This is a genomic window from Amycolatopsis thermoflava N1165, assembly GCF_000473265.1.
Taxonomy (GTDB): domain Bacteria; phylum Actinomycetota; class Actinomycetes; order Mycobacteriales; family Pseudonocardiaceae; genus Amycolatopsis_E; species Amycolatopsis_E thermoflava.
Map to the genome: position 1 here is coordinate 3,575,202 of NZ_KI421511.1, position 21,437 is coordinate 3,596,638.

17 protein-coding genes are annotated in these 21,437 nt (G+C 71.5%); 10 read left to right on the top strand and 7 right to left on the bottom strand.

Annotated elements, in window-relative coordinates:
- Window positions 1-57 precede the first annotated feature (57 nt).
- Window positions 58-1,344, top strand: coding sequence for a S8 family serine peptidase (locus AMYTH_RS0117495; RefSeq protein WP_027931425.1), 1,287 nt, complete (start codon window positions 58-60; stop codon window positions 1,342-1,344).
- Between the two features lie 102 nt (window positions 1,345-1,446).
- Here AMYTH_RS0117495 and AMYTH_RS0117500 read toward each other — a convergent pair whose 3' ends face one another.
- From AMYTH_RS0117500 to eccD, 4 genes are all read right to left on the bottom strand, one after another.
- A complete protein-coding gene (locus tag AMYTH_RS0117500; protein WP_027931426.1) occupies window positions 1,447-1,734 on the bottom strand; it encodes a WXG100 family type VII secretion target in 288 nt (95 codons plus the stop codon).
- A gap of 30 nt (window positions 1,735-1,764) precedes the next feature.
- Window positions 1,765-2,115 carry a hypothetical protein gene (locus AMYTH_RS0117505; protein ID WP_027931427.1) on the bottom strand — a complete coding sequence of 117 codons (351 nt, stop codon included), beginning with the start codon at window positions 2,113-2,115 and terminating at the stop codon, window positions 1,765-1,767.
- A gap of 148 nt (window positions 2,116-2,263) precedes the next feature.
- Window positions 2,264-3,664, bottom strand: coding sequence for a type VII secretion protein EccB (gene eccB / locus AMYTH_RS0117510; protein WP_027931428.1), 1,401 nt, complete (start codon window positions 3,662-3,664; stop codon window positions 2,264-2,266).
- A gap of 9 nt (window positions 3,665-3,673) precedes the next feature.
- The gene (gene eccD, locus AMYTH_RS0117515) at window positions 3,674-5,074 is read right to left on the bottom strand and encodes a type VII secretion integral membrane protein EccD (RefSeq protein ID WP_027931429.1); all 1,401 of its coding nucleotides are present in this window, start codon (window positions 5,072-5,074) and stop codon (window positions 3,674-3,676) included.
- A 120-nt stretch (window positions 5,075-5,194) separates the two neighbouring features.
- On the opposite strand from eccD, the gene AMYTH_RS0117520 reads away from it, so the two are divergent.
- From AMYTH_RS0117520 to AMYTH_RS0117535, 4 genes are all read left to right on the top strand, one after another.
- On the top strand, window positions 5,195-9,151 hold the full coding sequence (locus tag AMYTH_RS0117520; protein ID WP_027931430.1) for a type VII secretion protein EccC: 3,957 nt from the start codon (window positions 5,195-5,197) through the stop codon (window positions 9,149-9,151).
- A 125-nt stretch (window positions 9,152-9,276) separates the two neighbouring features.
- The gene (locus AMYTH_RS0117525; RefSeq protein ID WP_027931431.1) at window positions 9,277-10,275 is read left to right on the top strand and encodes a hypothetical protein; all 999 of its coding nucleotides are present in this window, start codon (window positions 9,277-9,279) and stop codon (window positions 10,273-10,275) included.
- A gap of 6 nt (window positions 10,276-10,281) precedes the next feature.
- Window positions 10,282-12,432 (top strand): hypothetical protein, encoded by a 2,151-nt coding sequence (locus tag AMYTH_RS0117530; protein ID WP_027931432.1) that lies wholly within the window; start codon window positions 10,282-10,284, stop codon window positions 12,430-12,432.
- Window positions 12,433-12,518: 86 nt separating this feature from the next.
- Window positions 12,519-13,127: a hypothetical protein gene (locus AMYTH_RS0117535; protein WP_027931433.1), complete on the top strand. Its 609-nt coding sequence runs from the start codon at window positions 12,519-12,521 to the stop codon at window positions 13,125-13,127.
- Window positions 13,128-13,503: 376 nt separating this feature from the next.
- Here AMYTH_RS0117535 and AMYTH_RS0117540 read toward each other — a convergent pair whose 3' ends face one another.
- Window positions 13,504-14,553, bottom strand: a complete 1,050-nt coding sequence (locus tag AMYTH_RS0117540; protein WP_027931434.1) for a hypothetical protein — start codon at window positions 14,551-14,553, stop codon at window positions 13,504-13,506.
- Window positions 14,550-15,749, bottom strand: coding sequence for a type VII secretion protein EccE (locus tag AMYTH_RS0117545; RefSeq protein ID WP_228684842.1), 1,200 nt, complete (start codon window positions 15,747-15,749; stop codon window positions 14,550-14,552). Before AMYTH_RS0117545 ends, AMYTH_RS0117540 begins: the two co-directional genes overlap by 4 nt.
- Before the next feature lie 231 nt (window positions 15,750-15,980).
- Here AMYTH_RS0117545 and AMYTH_RS0117555 point away from each other — a divergent pair, with 231 nt between their 5' ends.
- The 3 genes from AMYTH_RS0117555 (at window position 15,981) to AMYTH_RS0117570 (ending at window position 19,374) form a co-directional block, all read left to right on the top strand.
- The gene (locus AMYTH_RS0117555; protein WP_020416771.1) at window positions 15,981-16,901 is read left to right on the top strand and encodes a sigma-70 family RNA polymerase sigma factor; all 921 of its coding nucleotides are present in this window, start codon (window positions 15,981-15,983) and stop codon (window positions 16,899-16,901) included.
- Window positions 16,902-17,318: 417 nt separating this feature from the next.
- Window positions 17,319-18,194, top strand: a complete 876-nt coding sequence (locus tag AMYTH_RS0117565) for a 5-oxoprolinase subunit C family protein (protein WP_027931436.1) — start codon at window positions 17,319-17,321, stop codon at window positions 18,192-18,194.
- A gap of 748 nt (window positions 18,195-18,942) precedes the next feature.
- Window positions 18,943-19,374, top strand: a complete 432-nt coding sequence (locus tag AMYTH_RS0117570) for a C40 family peptidase (RefSeq protein ID WP_123683212.1) — start codon at window positions 18,943-18,945, stop codon at window positions 19,372-19,374.
- Here AMYTH_RS0117570 and AMYTH_RS0117575 read toward each other — a convergent pair.
- On the bottom strand, window positions 19,350-19,979 hold the full coding sequence (locus AMYTH_RS0117575; RefSeq protein ID WP_027931438.1) for a TetR/AcrR family transcriptional regulator: 630 nt from the start codon (window positions 19,977-19,979) through the stop codon (window positions 19,350-19,352). The genes AMYTH_RS0117570 and AMYTH_RS0117575 overlap by 25 nt on opposite strands.
- A gap of 44 nt (window positions 19,980-20,023) precedes the next feature.
- On the opposite strand from AMYTH_RS0117575, the gene AMYTH_RS0117580 reads away from it, so the two are divergent.
- Both AMYTH_RS0117580 and AMYTH_RS0117585 read left to right on the top strand, forming a co-directional pair.
- Window positions 20,024-20,875 (top strand): Vgb family protein, encoded by an 852-nt coding sequence (locus AMYTH_RS0117580; RefSeq protein WP_027931439.1) that lies wholly within the window; start codon window positions 20,024-20,026, stop codon window positions 20,873-20,875.
- A 61-nt stretch (window positions 20,876-20,936) separates the two neighbouring features.
- Complete coding sequence (locus AMYTH_RS0117585; RefSeq protein ID WP_027931440.1) at window positions 20,937-21,416, top strand: carboxymuconolactone decarboxylase family protein; 480 nt, start codon at window positions 20,937-20,939, stop codon at window positions 21,414-21,416.
- The last annotated feature ends 21 nt before the right edge of the window (window positions 21,417-21,437 follow it).

The window sequence follows — 21,437 nt, forward strand, 5'->3', positions numbered from 1 at the left end:
CCTTCGTCCACCCGGCACAGTGGCGACATTGCCACATGTGACGGGCACTCCGATAGCATGCGGCCCGTGCACGCCAAGCGTCTTCGATCGGCACTGGCCGCCGCGGTCACCGCGCTCGCCGTGGTCACGGTGAGCCCGCCGGCCGCGCAGGCCCAGCAGAACTGTGTCGTTCCGGGAGACCTTTTGGTTCCCGTTCCTTGGTCCCAGCAGATGCTGGCCCCCGATCGGGTGTGGCCGCTGAGCACCGGAGCCGGGCAGCGCGTCGCGGTGCTCAGCACGGGCATCACCGACAACCCGCTGCTCGCCGGGCGCATCGCGGAACGGGCGAACTTCGCGCCACCCGGCACCGGCCAGCAGAGCGGCCTGCCGGACTGCCTCGGCAGCGGAACCGGTGTCAGCGGCATCATCGCCGCCCAGCCCAGCCAGGCCGTGGGTTTCCACGGAATGGCGCCCGGAGCCCAGATCCTGTCCGCGAAGGTGGTCGGCGACCAGTACCCGTCCAACCGCAATCCCAGGGACACCGTGGCGCCGGAGACCCTCGCGGCGGCGGTGAACTGGGCCGTCGACCGCGGCGCGAGCGTCATCGCCGTCCCGACCATCACCTACGACGACAGCGCGGCACTGCGCGGCGCGGTGCAACGCGCGCTGTCGCGCAACATCGTCGTGGTGGCGGCCGTCGGCGAAGCCGCGTCCAACGAACCCCCCGGCCTGGTTCCGTACCCGGCCGCCTACGACGGCGTGGTGGGCGTCGGCGCGATCGGCGAGAACGGTCTCGCACTGGCCAGCACCCGGCCCGGCGCCGTCGACCTGGTGGCGCCGGGCGCCAACGTGATCACGACCTACCCGGGCTCGGGACTGGGAATGGCTTCCGGCACGCAGGTCGCCACCGCCTACGTCGCCGCGACGGTCGCGCTGGTGCGCTCCTACCGGCCGCAACTGTCCACCACGGACGTTGTGCAGCGGTTGTACGCCACCGCGACCCCGGCTCCCGAAGGCACCGGAAGCGCGTACTACGGCTTCGGGGTCGTCAACCCGTACCAGGCCGTGTCGGACGACGTGGTCGCCGGCAACCCGGTGACGCTTCCGCCGCTCACGCCCGTCGTCGTCGACCCGGCGGTCGCGGCGCGCCAGGCGGCCGAGAACCGCAGCGACGAGTGGGCCCTCATCCTGGCCGCCGCCGGGTTCGCGCTCGTGGTGCTGGTGACCGCGATCGTCGTGTTCGGACCGCGTGGCCGTCGCCGCCGTTGGCGAACCGGACTCGCGGTCGTGCCCCAGGACCGGCCGGAGGACGAGCGTCCCGAGCCCCCGGTCGAACTGTTCAGCGACCGCCGCAAGCGGTCCTGATCCCCTGCCGCACAACGATTCCCTCCTCGGACGTGCCAAGCGCCAGAGAAGCCGGTCCCGGAGCGCGGACACGCTCCGGGACCGGCTTCGGCGATGTCGGCTTCAGATGTTGAAGAAGCCCCTCGCCTGCAGGTCCTTGTCGAACGCGTTCTCCGCCGCCTTGATCACGGCGTTACCCATGTCCTGGTGCGTGCTGGCGTAGTTGTTGACGCGCTGGTTCCAGATCTCCTGGGCCTCGTCGAACGCCGTGGCCGCGGCACCGTTCCAGTCGTCGGCCAGGATGGCCTTGGCCTTGTTCTTGAACTGCTCGAACAGCTGGATCAGTTCGCCGGACTTCGTGATGTTGGTCGAGCCGGTGTCGCCCACCGTGCCGTCGTAACGCAAAACCATGTCTGTCCCCTTCCGAAGCTGCCGGCGCCGTCAGACGGACGCGGTTCCGCCGAGCCGGCCGAAGTTCATGCCCCCGGAGCCCGGAGCGATGGCGTTGATGACGTTCTGGCTGTCCAGATCCTGGTTGGTCAACAGGTTCGTGGTGCCGGTGATGCCGTTGACCAGGGTGTCGAGGATGGGAGCCAGCTGGCTCTTCCAGAAGTTGAGCATCTCGTCCTGCTTGCCGAGCGCGGCGGTCGACGCGCCACCCAGCCAGCTCGCACCGACCACACCTGCGTAGTCGCCGTGGATGCTCGTGCAGATTGCCTCGCCCTGGTCCTTGGCGTCACTGAGGAGAGTCCTCAGGTTCTGAGTCTGTGTCTCGTCGAGCTTCAGGACCATGCCTGATCACCCCCGTGTTGCGGACGTTTACCAGCAGAGTAGGCGCGGCGGCTGACATCCCCCCGTCGCCCCGTACCACCCTCGCATGGAGCAAAACCGCTGGTCAAGGCTTTCCGTCAGATCTTCACCGACGCCAGGTGCGGGCCGACTACGGGACGGCCGACACCATCGCGGCCGACGGGTTCAGCGTCGGGCCCTCGGGGATGCGCTGCACCAGCGCCGCCGGCATGTCCACCGCCGACGAGGCCGCGTACCCCAGCTGACCGAGCACGTCCTCGGACGGCACCGGGTAGCGCAGGCCGGTGTCGGTGACCAGCGTGTACGCACCCGTGGTCGCCGTGGCCGATGGCAGCACCCGCACCACGGCGACGCTGCCCGGCGGGACCAGCACGCGGTCGGCCAGCTTCGTGCCGGTGCCGCTCTCCACGCTGGTCGTGATGGCCGCGGCCATGGCGTTCGGGTCACCGCCGACCGAGATCACCGGGTCGGTGCGGGCGTCGTGCGTCTCCGCGCACAGGGCCGCGCGGCCCTCGTCGGGTACGGTGGCCAGCTCCGGCGGCAGCGACGGCGGGGCCGCCTCGCCCTCGGCCGGCACCAGCGCGTTGCTGGTCGGCGCCGCGTTCGCGGCCGCGGCGGGGATCTCCTTGGGCTGCACGGAGTACTGGCCGGAGATGATCCGCACCTGCAACTCCGTCAGCGGGGCCAGTCCCTCCTGCCGGACCAGGTAGTACTGCACGCCGCGGGACAGCGGGTAGTAGACCACGTCGCCGACCTGGAAACCACTGAGCACAGAGGACGGTGCGCCCTGGCCGGGCACGTCGATGCGGCCGAGGTCCTGCCCCACGGGAAGCCCGTTCAGCCAGGCGGTGCCCGCTTCGACGGGGCCGGCCTGAGCGCCGAACACCGAGCGGATCACGGCGGCGTCGGTGATCCGGTAGCGGTGGTTGTTCCACACCAGGTAGACGGTGCCGTCCGTGGAGTCGCGAGCCAGGATCGCGCGCTGCCCGAGCGGGACGCCGCCCGGCATCGACTGCCCGACCATCAACGTCGTCGTGGTCAGCGGTGCGCCGGCCAGATTCTGACCCAGCACCGAGCACATCGTCCACGGCGTCGCGGTCGCACGGTTCGCGGGCGGCAGCGAGGCCGGCGCGCCGGGGATGCCCACGGCGGGCTTGCGCGGCAGCCCGGCGAGGTCCTTGCCGGCCACGCGGTGCGGTCCGGCCTTGTCCGCGCTGGTCAGCAACCGTGCGGAGGCGTAGTTCAGGGTCGGCTGCAGCTCGCCGGAGGAGTACACGAACGTCGCGCCGGTCTCCCGCTCGATGATCACCGCGCCGTCGGTTTTCCAGGACGTGCCACCGACTCCGGTGAACACCCCGTAAACGCCGAAGCCCGCGGCGACCAGCACCGCGATCATCACCCCGGCGAACACCGCGCCCACACCGCGCCGCAACGGGGTCAGCTCCGGATCGGTCTCGTGCACGATGAGCGCGGAGGTGACCCGCTGCATCATGAACTGGTAGGCCTGCAGCTGGTCGCGACGAGTGGGCACGCCTATCCCTCAGCCGATCGAGGCCATCAGGCCCTGGACGTATGCGAAGAATCCGGTGATGAATCCCGCGAACGGGATCAGGGCCACGATAGCCATGACGTCCACGATGTCCGCGATGCGGCCGAACCACGGCGACGGGTTCTTGCGGCTGTAGACCAGCCCGGCGGCCGCGACCAGCAGCGCGATCACCACCAGCGCCAGCAGGAACAGCCCGATCCCGCCGTTGCCGGACGCGGTGCCGAAGCACCAGTCGGCCAGCAGCGCGAACACCCACAGCCCGGCGACCAGCAGCGGGATCCGCTGGCGCGGCACCGGGAACAGCCGGGCCCGCAGCAGCAGCGCCGCGCACGCGAGGATCAGCATGATCAACCGCGAGCCACCGCCGTGCGCGGCGAGGAAGATCGACGAGAACGCGCTGATCAGCGCGGCGCCGGTGAGGAAACCGGTGAGCAGTTCGTCGGCGCGCGCCGCGGCGTCGAACACGGCCGGGGTGGCCGGGTGCGGTTCGTCCTTGAGCAGGTCCGCCGACCGCTGCGGCAGCGCGGGCAGCGGGACCCGGCCCAGCCGCAGCGACAGCCACGGGTACCCGGGCAGCAGGCCGATCGCGATGGTCAGGACCAGCGCGCCGGCCGCGTCCGGGTCCATCCACCCGCCGAACAGCGCCCCCAGCGCGCCGAGGAACCCGGTGCTGATCGCGGCGACGAACACGCGGCTCATCGCGCCCACCCCGAGGTAGCCCACGATGCCGAAGACCAGCAGCGAAATGGTCCCCAGCAGCAACTGCGCCGAACCGAACGAGAACAGCCCCTGGTGGTCCGGCGCGGTCGGCAGGTACCCGCCGAGGAAGGCGTACGGCAGCGCCGATCCGGCGAACACCGCCCCCGCGTACGCGTCCGGCACCGCCCGCGCCACCACGATGCCCAGCGCGGTCAGGACCACCGCGGCGGACAGCATGATCAGGCCCGCGTCCAGCCACGGTGGTTCGAACAACAGCGAGACCAGGCTGCCGCCGCACAACAGCACCGCGGCGACGACCAGCCCGGCGCGCCGGGTGGCCGCGCGGCCCCAGCTGCGGCCGTACCGCCGCGCGCCGCTGGCGATGGCCTCGACCAGGTCGTCGTACTCGATCTCGGGCCAGTCGACCGGGCCGGGGACGAGGTGCAGGATCTCGCCGTCGCGCACCTGCTGCGCGGCGAGCGTCTGCCTGCCTTCGAGCAGTTCGCCGGTGGGGCGCCGCAGCGACCAGCCGCCGTGCTGCTCGCCGGTGTCCGGCGCGTCCTCGCCCGCGTGCCGCAGGATGTAGGGCAGCAGTTCCGCGACCGGCACGTTCTCCGGGAGCGCGACGTCGATCCCGCGTTTCGGGGTCGTGATGCTCACCTTCGCGAGGGTCGTGCCCATCGCCGACGTCATGCTGCCCCTACCTCCAAATTGGACCCCGAGACCGGCTGGGAGAGTATCAATTAAAGCGCGACACTAGGCTGGCGGAAAGCTCTATGCTGGCGCACCCGGGCGCTCGGGAGGTTTTCGGTCTTGGGAACGATCATAGTCAAGCGGCCACTCCGGCGGCCCGCGCCTGACCTGCCATCAGGCGACGTGGTGCTCGACCCGCCACCGGAGAACCCGCCGCCCGCGGGCAAGAGCTGGTCGCGGGTGCTGATGATCCTGCCCATGCTCGCCGGCACCGGCGGCATGGCCCTGCTGATCGGCGCGGGGCGGTCCGGTCCGCTGATGTACGTCGCCGGTGGTCTCTACGGCGTCGCGGTGCTCGGCATGATCCTGTTCCAGATCATCAGCCAGGGCGGGCAGGGCGCGAGCAAGCAGGAGATGATCGCCAACCGCCGCCGGTACATGCGACGGCTCTCGCAGCTGCGCGCGCAGGTGCGGGACACGATCGACCAGCAGCGCAAGGCGATGTTCTACCGCCACCCGGACCCGTCGCGGCTGTGGTCGACGGCCCAGAGCGCGCGCGTGTGGGAACGCCGTCCCGGCGACTGGGACTTCACGGTCATCCGGATCGGGCTCGGCTCGCAGGAGCTGGCCACGCCCCTGGTGCCGCCGGAGACCAAACCGATCGACGAGCTGGAACCGCTGTGCGCGATGGCCCTGCGGAAGTTCGTCACCACCTATTCGACGGTGCCGGACCTGCCGGTCGCGGTCGCGCTGCGCGGGTTCTCGCGCATCTACCTGACCGGCGACGACGACCGCAAGCGCGCGATGGCGCGGGCGCTGGTCGCGCAGCTGGGCACCTTCCACGCCCCCGGCGACGTGCTGACCGCGTTCTGCGTGCGCGAGCGTGAGCTGTGGGACTGGGCCAAGTGGCTGCCGCACGCGCTGCACCCGACCAAGACCGACGCGGTCGGCCAGATCCGGCTCGTCGCGCCGAGCGTCACCGCTCTGGAGGCCATGCTCGACGACGTGCTCGCCAACCGGCCGCGCTTCAACCCGGGCACGCAGCCGATCGAGGGCTCCACGCACGTGGTGGTGTTCGTCGACGGCGGCGACACCGGCGGGTCCGAGCACCTGATGATCGAGGGCGGCGTCGAGGGTGTCACGGTCATCGACCTCTCCGGCGAGCCGCCGCGCCTGCTCGACTCGGCCACGCTGGTCCTCGACGTCTCGCCCGAAGGCAACCTCACCAGCCGCACCATGGACGGCGCGGGCAACATCGGCACCGCCGACGGCCTGGACGTCGAGGAGATGCGCGGTCTCGTGCGCACCCTCGCGCCGCTGCGGTTGTCCGCGCTGACCGCGAGCGAGCAGCCGCTGTCCGGTTCGCTGGAGCTGACCGACCTGCTCGGGCTGGGCGACCCGTACGAGTTCGACCTCGCGAAGAGCTGGGAGGCGCGGTCCAACCGGGACCGGCTGCGCGTCCCGATCGGCATCACCGCCGACGGCCGCCCGATGGAGCTGGACCTCAAGGAGTCCGCACAGGACGGCATGGGCCCGCACGGCCTGCTGGTCGGCGCCACCGGCTCCGGCAAGTCCGAGCTGTTGCGCACGCTCGTGCTGGCGCTGGCCGTCACGCACGATTCGGAGATCCTGAACTTCGTGCTGGTGGACTTCAAGGGTGGCGCCACGTTCACCAAGCTCGACCGGCTGCCGCACACCAGCGCGGTGATCACCAACCTGGCCGACGAGCTGCACCTGGTGGACCGCATGCTCGACGCGATCGGCGGCGAGCTGGTGCGCAGGCAGGAGCTGCTGCGCAAGGCGGGCAACTACGGTTCCCAGCGCGACTACGAGAAGGCCCGCACCGCCGGCGCCCCGCTCGACCCGCTGCCCGCGCTGCTGATCGTGGTCGACGAGTTCTCCGAGCTGCTGACCGCGCGGCCGGACTTCATCGACATGTTCGTCCAGATCGGACGCGTCGGCCGTTCGCTCGGTGTTCACCTGCTGCTCGCGTCGCAGCGGCTGGAGGAGGGCAGGCTGCGCGGGCTGGACTCGCACCTGTCCTACCGCATAGCGCTGCGGACGTTCTCCGCGATGGAGAGCCGGGTCGTGCTCGGCACGCCGGACGCGTTCCAGCTGCCCCGCTCCCCCGGCAACGGCTTCCTCAAGACCGGTGTCGACGAGCTGACCCGGTTCAAGGCCGCCTACGTCTCCGGCGTGCACCGGCGCGGCACGGTCCAGCACACCGACGACGAGGGCCGGCAGATCGACCCGGTGCAGGACTACTCGACGGCGTACCTGCGGCCCCGCCTGGCGGAGAAGCCGCTGGAGCAGCCGAAGCCCGCCGAGTCCGACGAGCTCGGCGAGACGCTGATGGACGTGCTGGTCGAGCGACTCGAAGGCAAGGGCGTGGCGGCGCACCAGGTGTGGCTGCCGCCGCTGGCCGAGCCGCCGTCGCTGGACAAGCTGCTCGAACCCCTGGTGCACGACCCCCAGCGCGGCCTCACGACGGGCCAGACCGAGTACGTCGGGGCGCTGCGGGCCGCGGCCGGCGTCATCGACCGCCCGGCCGACCAGCGCCGCGACGTGTGCTGGCTCGACCTCTCCGGCGCGGGCGGCAACATCGCCGTCGTCGGTGGCCCGCAGAGCGGCAAGAGCACCGTGATCCGCACGATCATCGGCAGTCTCGCGCTCACCCACACCCCCGCGGAGGTGCAGTTCTTCTGCCTCGACTTCGGCGGCGGCGGCCTGACCGCGATGCGGGACCTCGCCCACGTCGGCGGGGTGGCCACCCGCCGGGAGGTGGACCGCGTGCGGCGCAGCATCGCCGAGGCGCGGACGCTGCTCGCCGAGCGGGAACAGCGGTTCTCCGAGCACGGCATCGACGGCATGGCGACCTACCGGAAGCAGTTGCGCGAGGGCAGGTTCCCCGAGGACCGCTTCGGCGACCTGTTCCTGGTGATCGACGGCTGGGGCACGATCCGCTCGGAGTTCGAGGACCTCGAACCGGCGATCAACGAGCTGATCAACCGCGGGCTGGCGTTCGGCATCCACGTCGTCACGAGCTCGAACCGCTGGCTGGACCTGCGGATGAACGTCCGCGACATGTTCGGCAGCCGGATCGAGCTTCGGCTCGGCGATCCCGTCGACTCCGTGATCGGGCGCCGTCAGGCCGCCGGTGTCCCGGAGCAGTCCCCCGGGCGCGGCCTGTCGCCGGACGGCATGCACTTCCTGTCCGGCGTGCCGCGGATCGACGGCAGGGAGACCGCCGACGATCTCGCCGACGGCGTCCAGCACCTGGTGGAGACGATCAGCGGCGTCTGGACCGGCCCGCGCGCCCCGCGGGTCCGCCTGCTCCCGGCCGAGCTGCCGTACTCCGAGTTGCCCGCACCGGACGGGAAGGGGATCCCGATCGGCATCTCCGAGACCGACCTGCAGCCGGTCCGCCTGGACTTCGTCACCGAACCGCACCTGGTCCTCTTCGGCGACGTGGGGTCCGGAAAGAGCACGTTCCTGCGGGCGCTCGCCAAGAGCATCATGACCCGCTACAGCCCGGACGAGGCGCAGATCGCCCTCATCGACTTCCGGCGAAGCATGCTCGGCCTCGTCCCGGACGAGTACTTGATCGGTTACGCGACGACGAGCGGAACCGTTCAGGAAATGACGCGTCTGACCATTGACGCGATGCAGAAGCGACTGCCGGGAGGTGACATCACGCCGGAGCAGCTCCGCTCCCGGAGCTGGTGGAGCGGACCGGAGCTGTTCATCCTGGTCGACGACTACGACCTGGTCGCGCCGAACCCGCACGACAACCCGCTGACCCACCTGCTGGAGTTCATGACCCAGGGGCGCGACATCGGGCTCCACCTGGTCGTCACCCGGCGCACCGGTGGCGCGGCGCGGGCGATGTTCGACCCGGTGATCGCCCGGATCCGGGACCTGGCCTCGCCGGGGATCCTGATGTCGGGCAGCCGGGAAGAGGGGCCGCTGCTGGGCAACATCAAGCCCCAGCAGTTGCCCCCGGGCCGCGGCTGGTTCATCACCCGTGGCGGCGGAGCGCGGCTGGTCCAGCTCGCGCACCTGCCCGCGGACGAATAGGAAAGAACTTCACGGGGGTTGACAGGGGATGGTTACCTGAGGGAGGCGGGTGCCGTCCGACCCCTACCCCCGGGCGGCATCCGCTGCCCAGCTCGCCAGGTAGCACGAGGTCAGGGAGGGACACCATGGGGCCGGTACCGGATTCGGGGCCGACCCAGCCCATCGCCGGCTGGGTCTACGAGGGCAAACCGCTCAAGATGGAGCCGACCTCGTTCCGGGGGTACGGCCAGAACATCGCGACGCTGCAGGGCAACCTCCAGGGCGACACGCTGGCTGCGTCGACCTCGCTGCAGGGCGTCGGCAAGGACGTCTCGATGAGCACGGGCGGGTTCCCGCCCGGAGCGCAGATGCAGCAGCTCGCGGCGCGCAACGCCGGAGAGGTGGCGCAGTTCCTCCCCGCCATCGGTCAGAACTGCACGGCGATCGCCTCGGTCGCCCTCATCATGGCGGACGTGTTCGAGGGCATGGACGGCGACAACGCCGAAATGCTCAACGCGATCCAGTGGGCGCTGGGCATGCCCGGCGCCAAGAAGCCGGAGAACGCCCCGTACTACCTGGACGAGAAGAGCACGCTCTCCAGCCTGATGGAGAAGCAGGACGAAGAGACCGCCGAGCCTGGCGAGGACAAGCTGATCGGTTCGTACAGCTATCCCGGCGGTACGGTGCAGGTCTACCGGACCGACGACGGGGGCACCCGCACCGTGAGCCGGACGTCGACGGGCATCACCGAGACGCTCACGGACAAGAAGGGCAACACCGTCTACGAGACCACGACCACGCCGGCCGGTGTGACGACCACCACCAACTACGTCAACGGCAAACCGGCGGGCAAGAGCGAGGTCCGCACCAAGCCGGTCCAGGTGAAGCCGAACGTGGTCGACGAGGTCACGACCCACACCGAAACCGCAGCCAACGGCAAGCAAACGACGACTTACGACCACGTCGTCACCACCACTTTCCAGGACGGGACGCACATCCGGGACTACTACTCGGTGGACGAGCACGGGAACAAGTCCGAGACCCGCCACATCGGAGTCCAGGGCAACCCGGTCACCGGTCAGGACTGGGCGGACCTCGCGGAGAAGCGGATGGAGCAGGCGCGGCGGGCCGCCGGGGGGATGTGACGGACGATGGCGGACGAGGACGACCCGTACTTCGGGTACAACACGAACTCACTGGAGCCGGGCTACACACCGGTCCCGTTCCTTCCCAACTACCAGCCACCGCGGCCCCCACTCATCGGTCCGAAGCCCTTCTACTACTCCGACATCCAGAACAACGAGAACGGGCAGACCGGCGACCAGGGAGACGGCGGCGGCCAGGACTCCGCCACGCAGGTCGAGAACGCCGACATCGAGCTCATCAACAAGTGGATCATGGGTGAGCAGCCCGGCACGACCGCCGACCGGTCCCAGCAGTGGAACAACATCTCGCAGCTTCTGCAGAACACCGCCGACACCCTCCGCGAGCAGACCAGGACGCTCGCGGAGAACTGGGAGTCGCCCGGCGCCAAGGAAGTGTTCCTGAGCAAGGTCGGCGAGACGCTGGCCTACCTGCGGGTCTGGCAGGACGCGGCCATCAAGAACTCGGTGGCGCTCTACGGTCTGTCGAACGTCATGTACGAGGCGCAGGCCGAGATGAAGAAGCTGTACACCGAATACGCCTACGTGACCGGCGCGCTGCAGTGGCTGGCCGACAAACCCGGGACCGTGGCGCCCAACGGGCAGTACGTCGACATCATGCCCCAGCGCAAGGTCGAGGAGGAGAAGGAGAAGTACAACCAGAAGGCGCGGGATCTCGCCAACAGGTACATCGGTGAGTACGCGCCCTACATCGCGAAGCTCAACGCGGGCCGGGCGAAGGCGCTGAGCCCGCCGCTCGACGCGATCGTCCACCCCAGCGCGATCGGCGTCGACATCCCGACCCTGCCGCCGCCCACACCCCCCGGCACGCCCGGTGCCAACCCACCAGGGGTACCGAACGCCACGCCTCCTGGCGCGAACCCGCCCGGCGCACCGGACGCCACACCCCCGAACACGTCCAACGGGCAGCCGCCCGGCACCCCACCGGGCGATCCGAACGCCACACCGCCGACGACGAACGCGACCCCACCGGCCGCCACCCCGCCGGCAACACCTGAGCTGGTCCCGCCGGGGACCCCGCCCGCCACGCCGAACGTGACCCCGCCGGGCGTCACACCTCCTGATGCGCCCGGCGTCCCGCCGACCGCGTTCGGTGGGGTGCCGCCCCTGGCGACGCCGTTCGCGTTCAACGGCGGCGCCGGAAAGGTCCCACCGAACGCGTTTTCGGCGAACAACTTGTCGCCCAGCCTGTTCTCCGGCGCGAAGACCCCGCCGGCCACACCGCCGACCCTGGGCGACGTCTCGCTGAAGAACGCCGTTGGCGCGCCGCCCGGCGGGCTGCCGCCCTCGATGGCGCAGAACAGCCTCTACCCGCCGGGGACGATCACGCCACCGCCGGGCGGGCAGGTACCCCAGACGCCGCAGCAGAAGGCCCCGGGCGAGAACCAGCCAGGCATTCCTTCGTACGGCGAGCAGTCCTTCAACGACCACCTGGAGATGGAGGCGAAGGCTGTCGCGCAGCAGGCGACCGCGTCGACGCCGCCGCCTCCATTGCCACCCGGCACGTCGATGCCGAACTCCCGCGAGGTGGACAAGGCCGCACCGCCGGGAGGCTTCGCGGACGGTGGGTACACCGAGCAGGCCCCGGCGTTCCAGCCGCCGCCGACCACCGCTCCCCCGGTGCTGGAGAACAACACCAAGCGCACCCGGCGGGGCGGCAGCACGACGGAAGCTCCGGCGACGCCGCCGGGCGGCCTGGGCATGGGGGCGCCGCCGGTGCTGTCCAACCCGCACCGGAAGCCGCCGCAGAAGACCTTCACGGAGAAGCAGCGCGAGCGCCCCAAGCGCCCGGTGCTGCCGGGGATGCCCGGTTCGGAGTTCGCGGCGAACCTGCCGACCGGCACGACCCCGGTGTTCGACGGGCGGTTCTCGGCAGAGGAGTACGTGGCTGCTCCGGCGGGTGAGATCCCCAACGTGCTGCAGGCGCCGACGCCGGTGGTCGTGGCCCCGGACCGGCACGCCAAGCCGGTCGTGCACGCCGATCAGGCCAAGCGGGTCGCCCGCAAGGACGAGGAGGCGCCCGTCAACGACGAGTCGGTCTTCGAGGTCGAGACGCCGGGTGGTCCTGTCGTGGCGGCCGGCGAGCCGGACAAGCGGTACCGGCCCGCGGAACCGTCCGCCTTGGACGGACGGAACTGAACCGCTTTCCGGCGCGTCGGATCCACAACAGACGCTGAAGTCGTCCTAAGTGGACCGACGCACCGGAAAGAGAGTTGCACCCCTCCATGAAGAGCACCCGTATCGTCGCAATGCCCGTTCTCGCCGCCGCTGTACTGGCGCTGTCGGCCTGTGGTGGGGGCGACGAGGAGCCGAGCAGCCCGGTCACCACCACGGCGGCTTCGTCGTCCTCGGCGGCGCCGAGCTCCTCGGCGCAGGCGGCGCCCGCCGGTGCGGCCGAGAAGACCGCCCCGGGCACCAAGCTCAAGGTCGGCGACCGCGCGGTCATCTCATGGGACAAGGGCACCGCGGCGGTCACCGTCACCGCGGTCGAGGCCGGTGACAAGGCTGCGATGGAGCAGCAGTACGGCGACCGCGCCAAGGGGCTGACGCCGTACTACATCCGGTACACCGTGGAGAACGTCGACGGCGCGGACCACGCCTTCGCCTCGTCGCCGAACTTCGGCCTCGCCATGGCCGACGGCGGCCCGACCGGCGTGGTGATCACCGGCGAGCTGGGCAGCTGCACCGACGACGGCGCCCCGAAGGACTTCACGACGGCGGGCGCCAAGTACGAGGCCTGCGACCTGTCCGCCACGCAGGACGGCGCGCAGATCGCCGGAGCCGAGTTCGACGACGACGAGTACAGCGACGCCCCGCTGATCTGGACGAAGTAGACCTTCCGGAACTGCGCGGCCGCACTCTCCTGGGGGTGAGTGCGGCCGCGCTGCCTTGCCCGGGAACGGCAAGCCGGCAACGCAACAGCACCGACCACCCAACCAGACCTCCCCCGCCCCCGATCCACAGCCGATCTTTGGTCGCCGACCGGGGTTGTCAAGGCACGCTTTCCCGCCTTGACAACCCCGCTCGGCGACTGAGACACAATCAGGCATCGGGGGCGGGGGAGGTCGCCCCAGCCACAAGGGACCAAGCGGGAGGCGGTCGGCCCCCAGCCACAAGAAATCGGGGGCGGGAGTGGTCGGCACCCGAGACCCAGCCGCAAGGGACCGGGCGGGGAAGACCGGCAGGCGGGTCGGCCTTCCCCGCCCGGAGTCAGTACCGCCCGGGCCGTCCCAGGCGCGCTCGCTCGGCAGGCGCCGGGTCCACCCACACGTAGTGGTTGGTCTCCCCCGCCAGCACGGCCAGCATGTCGTCCCGCAGCATCTGCAACTGCTGGGTCGTCCGCTGGGCCAGCCGGAGCGCCGGGGCGAGCAGCGACGCCTCGTTGGGCGTGAGCCGCTGCATGAGCACCAGGTCCGAGCCCGGCACGGCACCCACCCGCTCGGGCGTGAGCCGCCGGTGCAGCAGCACCCGCGTCTGCCACGCCTCCGGCTCGCTCTGCGACTGGGGCGCGTCGTGCAGGCACAGCACGGGCGCGTCGGCGCTGGCGGTGACCGCGGGCGGCGAACCCGGCGCCACCACGGCGACCCGGTCGGTGCGGCCGGTCGCCGACTGTCCGAGCTGGACCCAGTCCGCCGGGTGCTGCGAGAACACCAGCAGCCGCGCGCCGGCCCGCAACGCGCGGTACGCCATCAGCCGCGCCGCCCAGGCGCCGCCGATCAGGCTCACCGACACCGGCTCCGGGCGGAACAACGTCAGCGCCACCGGGAACCCGTTCTGGTCCCGCCCGAGCGGCAGCCCCACCGACGACGCGGACACCTGGAGCAACTCCAGCGCCGCGTCGGACGCGTGGTGCGCCCCGATGCGCAGCCGCGGGATCGAGCGGTGCCGCCGGGTACGCCAGTCGCGGTGCTCGCGCGCCGCGCCCGCGGCCGGGCCGGCCGGGCCGGGACCGGGCGGTTGCGGCGGCATCGGCGTCGGCACGCCGACGGCCAGCGCGGGACGGGCGACCTCGACCGTCGTCGCGGTGGCCGCCTCGGCCGAGCCTGCCTGCTGGGTCTGCGGCGCCGGGGCCGCCACGTTGACGACGGCGGGCGCCTGCGGCATCGCGGGCGCCCCGAGCACGGCCTGACCGGGCGGCATGTGCTGGTGTTGCTGCTGCGCGGGCGGCGGCCCGGGCTGGGCCTGCGCCGGCGGCATGGGCCGCGGCATCGCCTGTGCCGGCGGCTGCGGCCGCGACGGTGGGTACTGTCCAGCGTTCATCGTGCACCTCCCCCGCTCGGTGCCGAAGCATACACGGCCGGGCCGTGCTGACCGTCCAAACGCGACACCCGGGCGCCGTTGCGCCCGGCCAGCGTCTTCACCAGGTCGCACACCTGCGGATACCGCTGCGCCGTCGCGGCGACCCGGACCAGGCAGCGCAGCGTGGTCCCGTCGAACGACGGCTCCAGCAGCAGCGCGATGCTGACCAGGTCCGCGGGCAGCTCGGCCAGCGCGGCGAGCAGCCCGGTGCCGCGGTCGGGGTCCGGCCAGGACTGGATCCAGAAGCACCCGTGGGTCAGGCGCGTGGAGTGCCACGACTCCCAGGCCTCGTGCACCCGCGCCGGGCCGCCACCGGGCAGCAGGTCGCAGGAGCGGGCGAGCGCGTCGACGACCTCGTCCGCGGTCAGCATCCGCGCCCGCAGCCCGCGCCGGCGCAGCACGCGCTCGGCGCGGCGGGTGATCTCGGCCAGCACGGCGGGCACGTCGAGGCGCCCGCCCGGCGAATCGATCATCGACTCGGCGACGGCCCGCGCGTCCAGGCGCACCGCGACCCACAGGGCGCGGTCACGCGTCCCGGGCTCGCGGCCGGGCACCGAGTGCGTGACGACCTGCATCACCACGCCCGCCTGCTCGGCCTCGGCGGCGGTGCGGGCCAGCGCGGCCAGCGGCACCGGCGGGGTCGCCACGTCCGCGCCGCCGGACACCTCGAGCACGGCGAACCAGCCCGCCTCGTCACTGCCCATGCCGAGCTTGGTCTCCCCCGGCCCGTCGATGTCCTCGACGACGAGGTCCGGCGCCAGCTCGCACAGCGCGGTCAACCGCGGGTCGTCCCGCTTCTCCCCCGAAGTGCCGCGGCGCGACCGGAAACCCATCCACAGCATCAGGCTCTCGGTCCACCAGCGGCCCTTCGAGCGGCCGAACATCCCGACGATCACCGCGAGCCCGATCACGCCCGCGGCGATCAGCGCCCACAGTTCCTGCACGCCGACCGCGGCGACGACCACCAGCACGATCTCGAACGCCAGCAGCCGGGCGAGGCTCACCACACCGAGCCGCCCGCGGCCGCGCACGGGCCGGAACCACGCCTGCCCTCTGGCCTGGGCGCGCAGCTCGGCGGAGCCGCCGCCGCGCGCGTCGAACTGCGCGGCTGCCTGCGGCTGCTGGCCAGTCGTGATCACCTGCGGAGCCCCTTCCACCAGCCAACGATATCCCCGGACCCGGCCGTGATCACCCGGCGAAAATCCGCGGTGCGCACGGCGGTCCCGTAGCCGACCCGCACCGTACCGCACTCCGGCGCGACCGGGTTTCCGATGACCTGGCCTTTTCCGCTTCGACGCACGCCGCCCGGCTGTCGGTTCCGTGCCAGCGCGTTCGGCCACTCTGTCAGGCGTAGCAGACTCCCCCTGGCTTGTCGGAGGCAACGGCAGGTGACCCCACCGCTCTTCGAGCCGGCCGATCCGGTCCGCGCGTACCTCACCGGCATCAGCCGCGCCGGCCTCCTGACCATCGAGGAGGAGGTCACGCTCGCCAAACGGATCGAGGCCGGGCTCTACGCCCAGCACCTGCTCGCGACCACGCGGGTGCTCGATCCGCAGCGGCGCGCCGACCTGCTCACGATCGCCGAGGAGGGCCGGGAGGCCAAGAACCGGCTGCTGGAGGCGAACCTGCGGCTGGTGGTGAGCATCGCCAAGCGCTACACCGGCCGCGGCATGTCGCTGCTGGACCTCATCCAGGAGGGCAACCTCGGTCTGATCCGCGCCGTGGAGAAGTACGACTACACGCCAGGCTTCAAGTTCTCCACCTACGCGACGTGGTGGATCCGGCAGGCGATCAGCCGCGCGCTGGCCGACCAGTCCCGCACCATCCGCATCCCGGTGCACCTGGCCGAACAGGTCAACCGCGTGCTGGCCGCGCGCCGCGAACTGGCCGCGCGGCTGGGCCGGGAGCCGGGCCACGAGGACATCGCCGCGGAGCTGAGCCTGACGCCGTTCCAGGTGATCGAGCTGCTCTCCTACAACGAAGAGCCGATCAGCCTCGACCAGACCGTCGGCACGGACGGCAGCAGCGTGCTCGCGGATCTGTTGTGCCACCCGGACCGGCCCGGCGTGCCCGCGTCCTACCACGTGCTGCGCCGGGAGATCGACGAGCTGCTGTCCACGCTGAAACCACGGGAGCAGCAGGTGATCCGGCTGCGCTGCGGTCTGGACGACGGCCGTCAGCGCACGCTCGAGGAGGTCGGGCGCGAGCTGGGCGTGACGCGCGAGCGGATCCGCCAGATCGAGCGGCGGACGCTGGGCAAGCTGCGGGAGGAATCGCGCACCGCGCGGCTGCAGGCCTACGTCTCCTGAGTCCGTCGTGGACACCCGCAGCCCCGCCGTGGTCGCGCCGTACCGGACCTTCTGACCTGCGGTTTCGATCTTCGCGGGCGGTCAGGCGGGTGCGGTCGATCCGCCAGCGCCGCGGCGCACACTCGATCGGGTAACGACCATCGAGGGGGAAGATGGGCAGGCTGACCATGGCTGACACGAGCACCCTCTGCCGGACGTGCGGGGACTCGGGGGGCTGGATCCTGGAGACCGACGTCGATCCCGTGACCGGTCTGATCACTTCGCGCGAGGCGCCGTGCCCCCGGTGCAGGCCGGCCCCGCGGAGGCAGGACGACCTCTTCGGTTTTTGACGTTTCGGGTTCATCTGTCACAGATTCCTCTTGCAGGATCGTTCAACAATCTGTACGGTCACGGCACCCGAAACGAATCGGAGTTGTCATGGCCGCCGTGCTCGAGGTCGTCGACAGCGGTCCGTTGTCGACCGTGCAGGACCTGGGCCGGCCCGGGTACGCCGACATCGGCGTGACGGAGTCCGGCGCCGCTGACCGGGCCTCGCTGCGGTTGGCGAACCGCTTGGCGGGCAACGACGAAGGCGCTGCCGGGATCGAGGTGACCTTCGGCGGCTTCGCGGCGCGCGCGACCGCCGAGGTGACGATCGCGGTGACCGGCGCGCCGTGCCCGATCACGATCGACCGGATGGGCGCGCCGATGAACGCCGCGCTGCGGGTCCCGGCCGGGGCCGAGTTCCGGCTGGGCTGGCCGGCGACCGGGTTGCGCAGTTACGTGGCCGTGCGGGGCGGCATCGCGGTGGAGCCGGTGCTCGGCTCCCGGGCGACCGACCTGTTGTCCGGCTTGGGCCCGGACCCGTTGCGGCGCGGGGTGTTGCTGCCGATCGGGGCGGCTGCCGCGCCGCCGCTGCCGCCGCGCTTCACGCCGGTCGCGGCGCCCCCGTCGGACGAACTGGCGCTGCGGATCCTGCCCGGGCCGCGGGACGACTGGTTCACGGAGTCGGCGTTGCGGACGCTGCTGGCCCAGCCGTACGCGGTGACGTCGGAGAGCAACCGGATCGGAATTCGGCTGGAGGGCCCGGTGCTGCCGCGGGCGCGGCACGGCGAGCTGGTGAGCGAGGGCATGGTGACCGGGGCGCTACAGGTGCCGCCGTCCGGGAAGCCGACGCTGTTCCTCGCCGACCACCCGGTGACCGGCGGCTACCCGGTGATCGCGGTGGTGGTGGCCGAGGACGTCGACAAGGCGGCACAGGCGCGGCCGGGGTTGCAGGTGCGGTTCGACCTGGCGGAGCCGGCGCGGGTTTGAGCGCTCGGCGGCGGTCGGTTGTGTAGCGAGGGCGGGTTTGCGCGGCCGGCGGTGCGGGTGCGCGTGACTGGTGGCGCGGGGTCGCGGTCGGCGGCGCGGGTCCGCACGGCTGTCGGCGCGGGTTCCCACGCTGGTGGCGAGGGTTCGCGCGCCTGGCGACCCGAGTCCGCATGGCGGCGGGCGCGGGGTCGCACGGCGGCGGGCGCGAGTCCGCACGGGCGGCGGCGCGAGTCCGCACGGGCGGCGGGCGCGGGGTCGCACGGGCGGCCGGCGCGAGTCCGCACAGGCGGCCGGCGCGGGTTCGTCTTGCCAGCGCGGGTTCGCACCGCTGCCGGCCGGGGTTCGCCCGTAGCCTCCACGCAGGTTCGCACTGCCAGGCCGCATTGCGCGCCGCCGGCCCCATTCGCCTTCGCCGGGGGCAGTCGTGCCGTTGCCGAGCCGCGAGATGACCACCCGCACCGCTGCGAGTGGCCCGCTCGTACGCCCGACAGGTTCCCTCGCGCGACACCGGCCGAAGACCAGCAGTTAAACCCCTGCTACAACACGTAGCCGCACGCACGCCTGCGAAACCCGCAAGCGGATGGTGTTCTAATTCACCATTCCGGGTGTATACCGTTTCGTGATCGGTGCCCTGGGAATTCGGTCGCTGGTTCTGACTCCGGCCGGTGGGTCAGTTCCGGAAAGAAGAACCGAAATGCCTTCAAGGACTGAAGGAGGGGTTCATACCGTGCCCACTCGAATACGCAGGATGATCGCCATTCCGATCACCTGCGCCATCGCGACCGCCGCCCTGCTGGGGTTCACCGCGCCGGCCGGCGCGACCCAGCTGTCCACCGGTGATCGCATCGTGAACGCGGCCGCTGCACAGGCCGGGACGCCCTACCGATCGGGCGGTGAGACACCCGGCGGGTTCGACTGCTCCGGCCTGACGCAGTACGCCCACAAGCAGGTCGGGATCGATCTGCCGCGCACCGCCCGCGACCAGCGGGCCGCCGTGCGCAGTGTGTCCAAGTCGGACATGCGGCCCGGTGACCTGGTGTTCTTCTCCAGCGGTGGCAGCGTCTACCACGTGGGGATCTACGCCGGGAACAACAAGATCTGGGCCGCCCCCGAATCCGGCGACACGGTCCGGCTGCAGAACATCTGGACCAGTTCCTACTCCGTCGGACGGGCCTGGTAACCGGGTCCACCGATAACCGGCAAAGCCGAACAGGCCGCGTCCCGCGCGGCCTGTTCGGCCATTTCCGCCTGCGGCGGTTCACCCATTAGGACGAGCCGGTGGTAAAGCGGCGCCGTCGCGGCCACCAGCAACCGGTGCGCGTCCACCTCGCCCACGATTTCGCCGCGCCGCCGAGCCCGCGAAACGACCACCTCGCACCGCCGGTACCGGTCCCGCCAGAACCCGCGCAACGCCGCCGCGGCCTGCGCGGACCGGAACGACGCGGCGATCAGCGCCCGCGTCACCGACGTCTCGTCCCGCAACGACTCGAACACCTCCTGGTTGAGCGCGATGAGGTCGCCGACGAGCGAACCCGTGTCGGCCGGGACCCACTCGTCCCCCGCGGCCGCGTCGAACACGTCCGCCAGCAATCCGCCCACGTCCCGCCACCGCCGGTAGACCGTGGCCCGGTGCACACCCGAGCGCTCCGCCACCGCGTCGATGCTCAGCCCGTCGTACCCGGCCTCCACCAGCAGGGACGTCACGGCGTCGAGCACAAGCGCACGCGTGCGGGCGGTGCGGCCGCCGGGCCTGCGCAATCCGGTTGCGGGTGCCGAGTCGTTCATGCCATCATCTTAGCGCGACAACCGTCGCATTAGGGAGGCGGCACGTGCAGATCGACGAACTCACCGTCCCGGGCAAGGGGCCCTACGGGATCACCGCCGGGCCGGACGGCGCCGTGTGGGTCACGCTCGTCCACAGTGGCCAGATCGCGCGAATCTCCGGCGGCACACGGGTTTTCGACCTCGATCCGGGCTGCGGGCCGGCCGTCGTCGCCCCCGGCCCGGACGGCGCGCTCTGGTTCAGCCGCCTGCACGACCACCGCATCGGCCGGATCACCACCGACGGCACGGCGACCTCCGTCGAACTCCCGCCGGAGTGCGGTCCGTACGGAATCACCGCGGGCCCGGACGGCGCGATGTGGTTCACCGAGATGAACACCGATCGCGTGGGCCGCCTCGCCGACGGCGCCATCGAGGAATTCCCCCTGGGAGTAAACGGTTCCTATCCGTCCACAATAGTCACCGGGCCGGACGGCGCGCTGTGGGTGACGCTGAACCAGGCGGACACGATCACGCGCGTCACCACCGGCGGTGCGGTCACCCACTTCGCCCTGCCCACCGAAAAGGCCGCCCCGGTCGGCATCACCGCGGACGACCAGGCGGTGTGGTTCGTCGAGATCGGCGCCGGGCAGGTCGGCCGCGTCACGCCGGACGGCGAGGTCACCGAATTCCCGCTGCCCGACCGCGAAGCGCGCCCGCACGCGATCGTCCCGGACGGCGACGGCGGCTGCTGGTTCACCGAATGGGGCGCGAACCGCGTCGGGCACATCACCGCCGACGGCGAGTTCGACCACCACCCGCTGCCGACCCCGGGCTCCGAACCCCACGGCCTGACCGTCCTGGACGACGAGGTGTGGGTCGCGCTCGAGACCGGCAAGGTGGCCACCCTGCGCCCGTAGCACCTCACATCCGCGGCCGCCGCGTCGTCGGACTTCCAGCAACCATCGAGAAAGGAAGCCGATGACCACTCTTCGCTCGCGCCTGCCCGACCCCGCCCGCTACATCCCCGAAGTGGGCACGATCGCCGGCGCCACACAGCAGGCCATCCACAACGGGGCCGTCCCGGACACCACGATCCATCTGGTGCAACTGCGCGCCGGTCAGCTGGTCGGCAGCACCTACCAAACCATCGGGCAAACCGAGCAGCTGCGCAAAGCCGGGGAGACCGAGGAACGCATCACCGCGGTGGCGTCGTGGCGGAACGCGCCGTACTTCACCGACGCGGAGCGGGTCGCGCTGGAGCTGACCGAGGCCGTGCTCACCCCGAACCCGTCCGGCGAGCGCGTTCCCGACGAACTGTTCACCAGGGCGGCCGCCCACTACGACGAACGGGAACTGTGGACGCTCACCCTGGTGATCGCCCAGATCTGCTTCTTCGTCCCGGTCGCGCTCATCGCCAAGCCGATTCCCGGCGTCGCACCCGGCGAGAACTACAGCTGAACACGCAGGAGGGCGGCCGCA

Coding starts and splice junctions, on each gene's coding strand:
- AMYTH_RS0117585 (WP_027931440.1), top strand. CDS start 20,937: ATGACCACTCTTCGCTCGCGCCTGCCCGACCCCGCCCGCTACATCCCC.
- AMYTH_RS0117535 (WP_027931433.1), top strand. CDS start 12,519: ATGAAGAGCACCCGTATCGTCGCAATGCCCGTTCTCGCCGCCGCTGTA.
- AMYTH_RS0117540 (WP_027931434.1), bottom strand. CDS start 14,553: ATGAACGCTGGACAGTACCCACCGTCGCGGCCGCAGCCGCCGGCACAG.
- AMYTH_RS0117505 (WP_027931427.1), bottom strand. CDS start 2,115: ATGGTCCTGAAGCTCGACGAGACACAGACTCAGAACCTGAGGACTCTC.
- AMYTH_RS0117570 (WP_123683212.1), top strand. CDS start 18,943: ATGATCGCCATTCCGATCACCTGCGCCATCGCGACCGCCGCCCTGCTG.
- AMYTH_RS0117575 (WP_027931438.1), bottom strand. CDS start 19,979: ATGAACGACTCGGCACCCGCAACCGGATTGCGCAGGCCCGGCGGCCGC.
- AMYTH_RS0117525 (WP_027931431.1), top strand. CDS start 9,277: ATGGGGCCGGTACCGGATTCGGGGCCGACCCAGCCCATCGCCGGCTGG.
- AMYTH_RS0117500 (WP_027931426.1), bottom strand. CDS start 1,734: ATGGTTTTGCGTTACGACGGCACGGTGGGCGACACCGGCTCGACCAAC.
- eccD (WP_027931429.1), bottom strand. CDS start 5,074: ATGACGTCGGCGATGGGCACGACCCTCGCGAAGGTGAGCATCACGACC.
- AMYTH_RS0117565 (WP_027931436.1), top strand. CDS start 17,319: ATGGCCGCCGTGCTCGAGGTCGTCGACAGCGGTCCGTTGTCGACCGTG.
- AMYTH_RS0117530 (WP_027931432.1), top strand. CDS start 10,282: ATGGCGGACGAGGACGACCCGTACTTCGGGTACAACACGAACTCACTG.
- AMYTH_RS0117495 (WP_027931425.1), top strand. CDS start 58: ATGCGGCCCGTGCACGCCAAGCGTCTTCGATCGGCACTGGCCGCCGCG.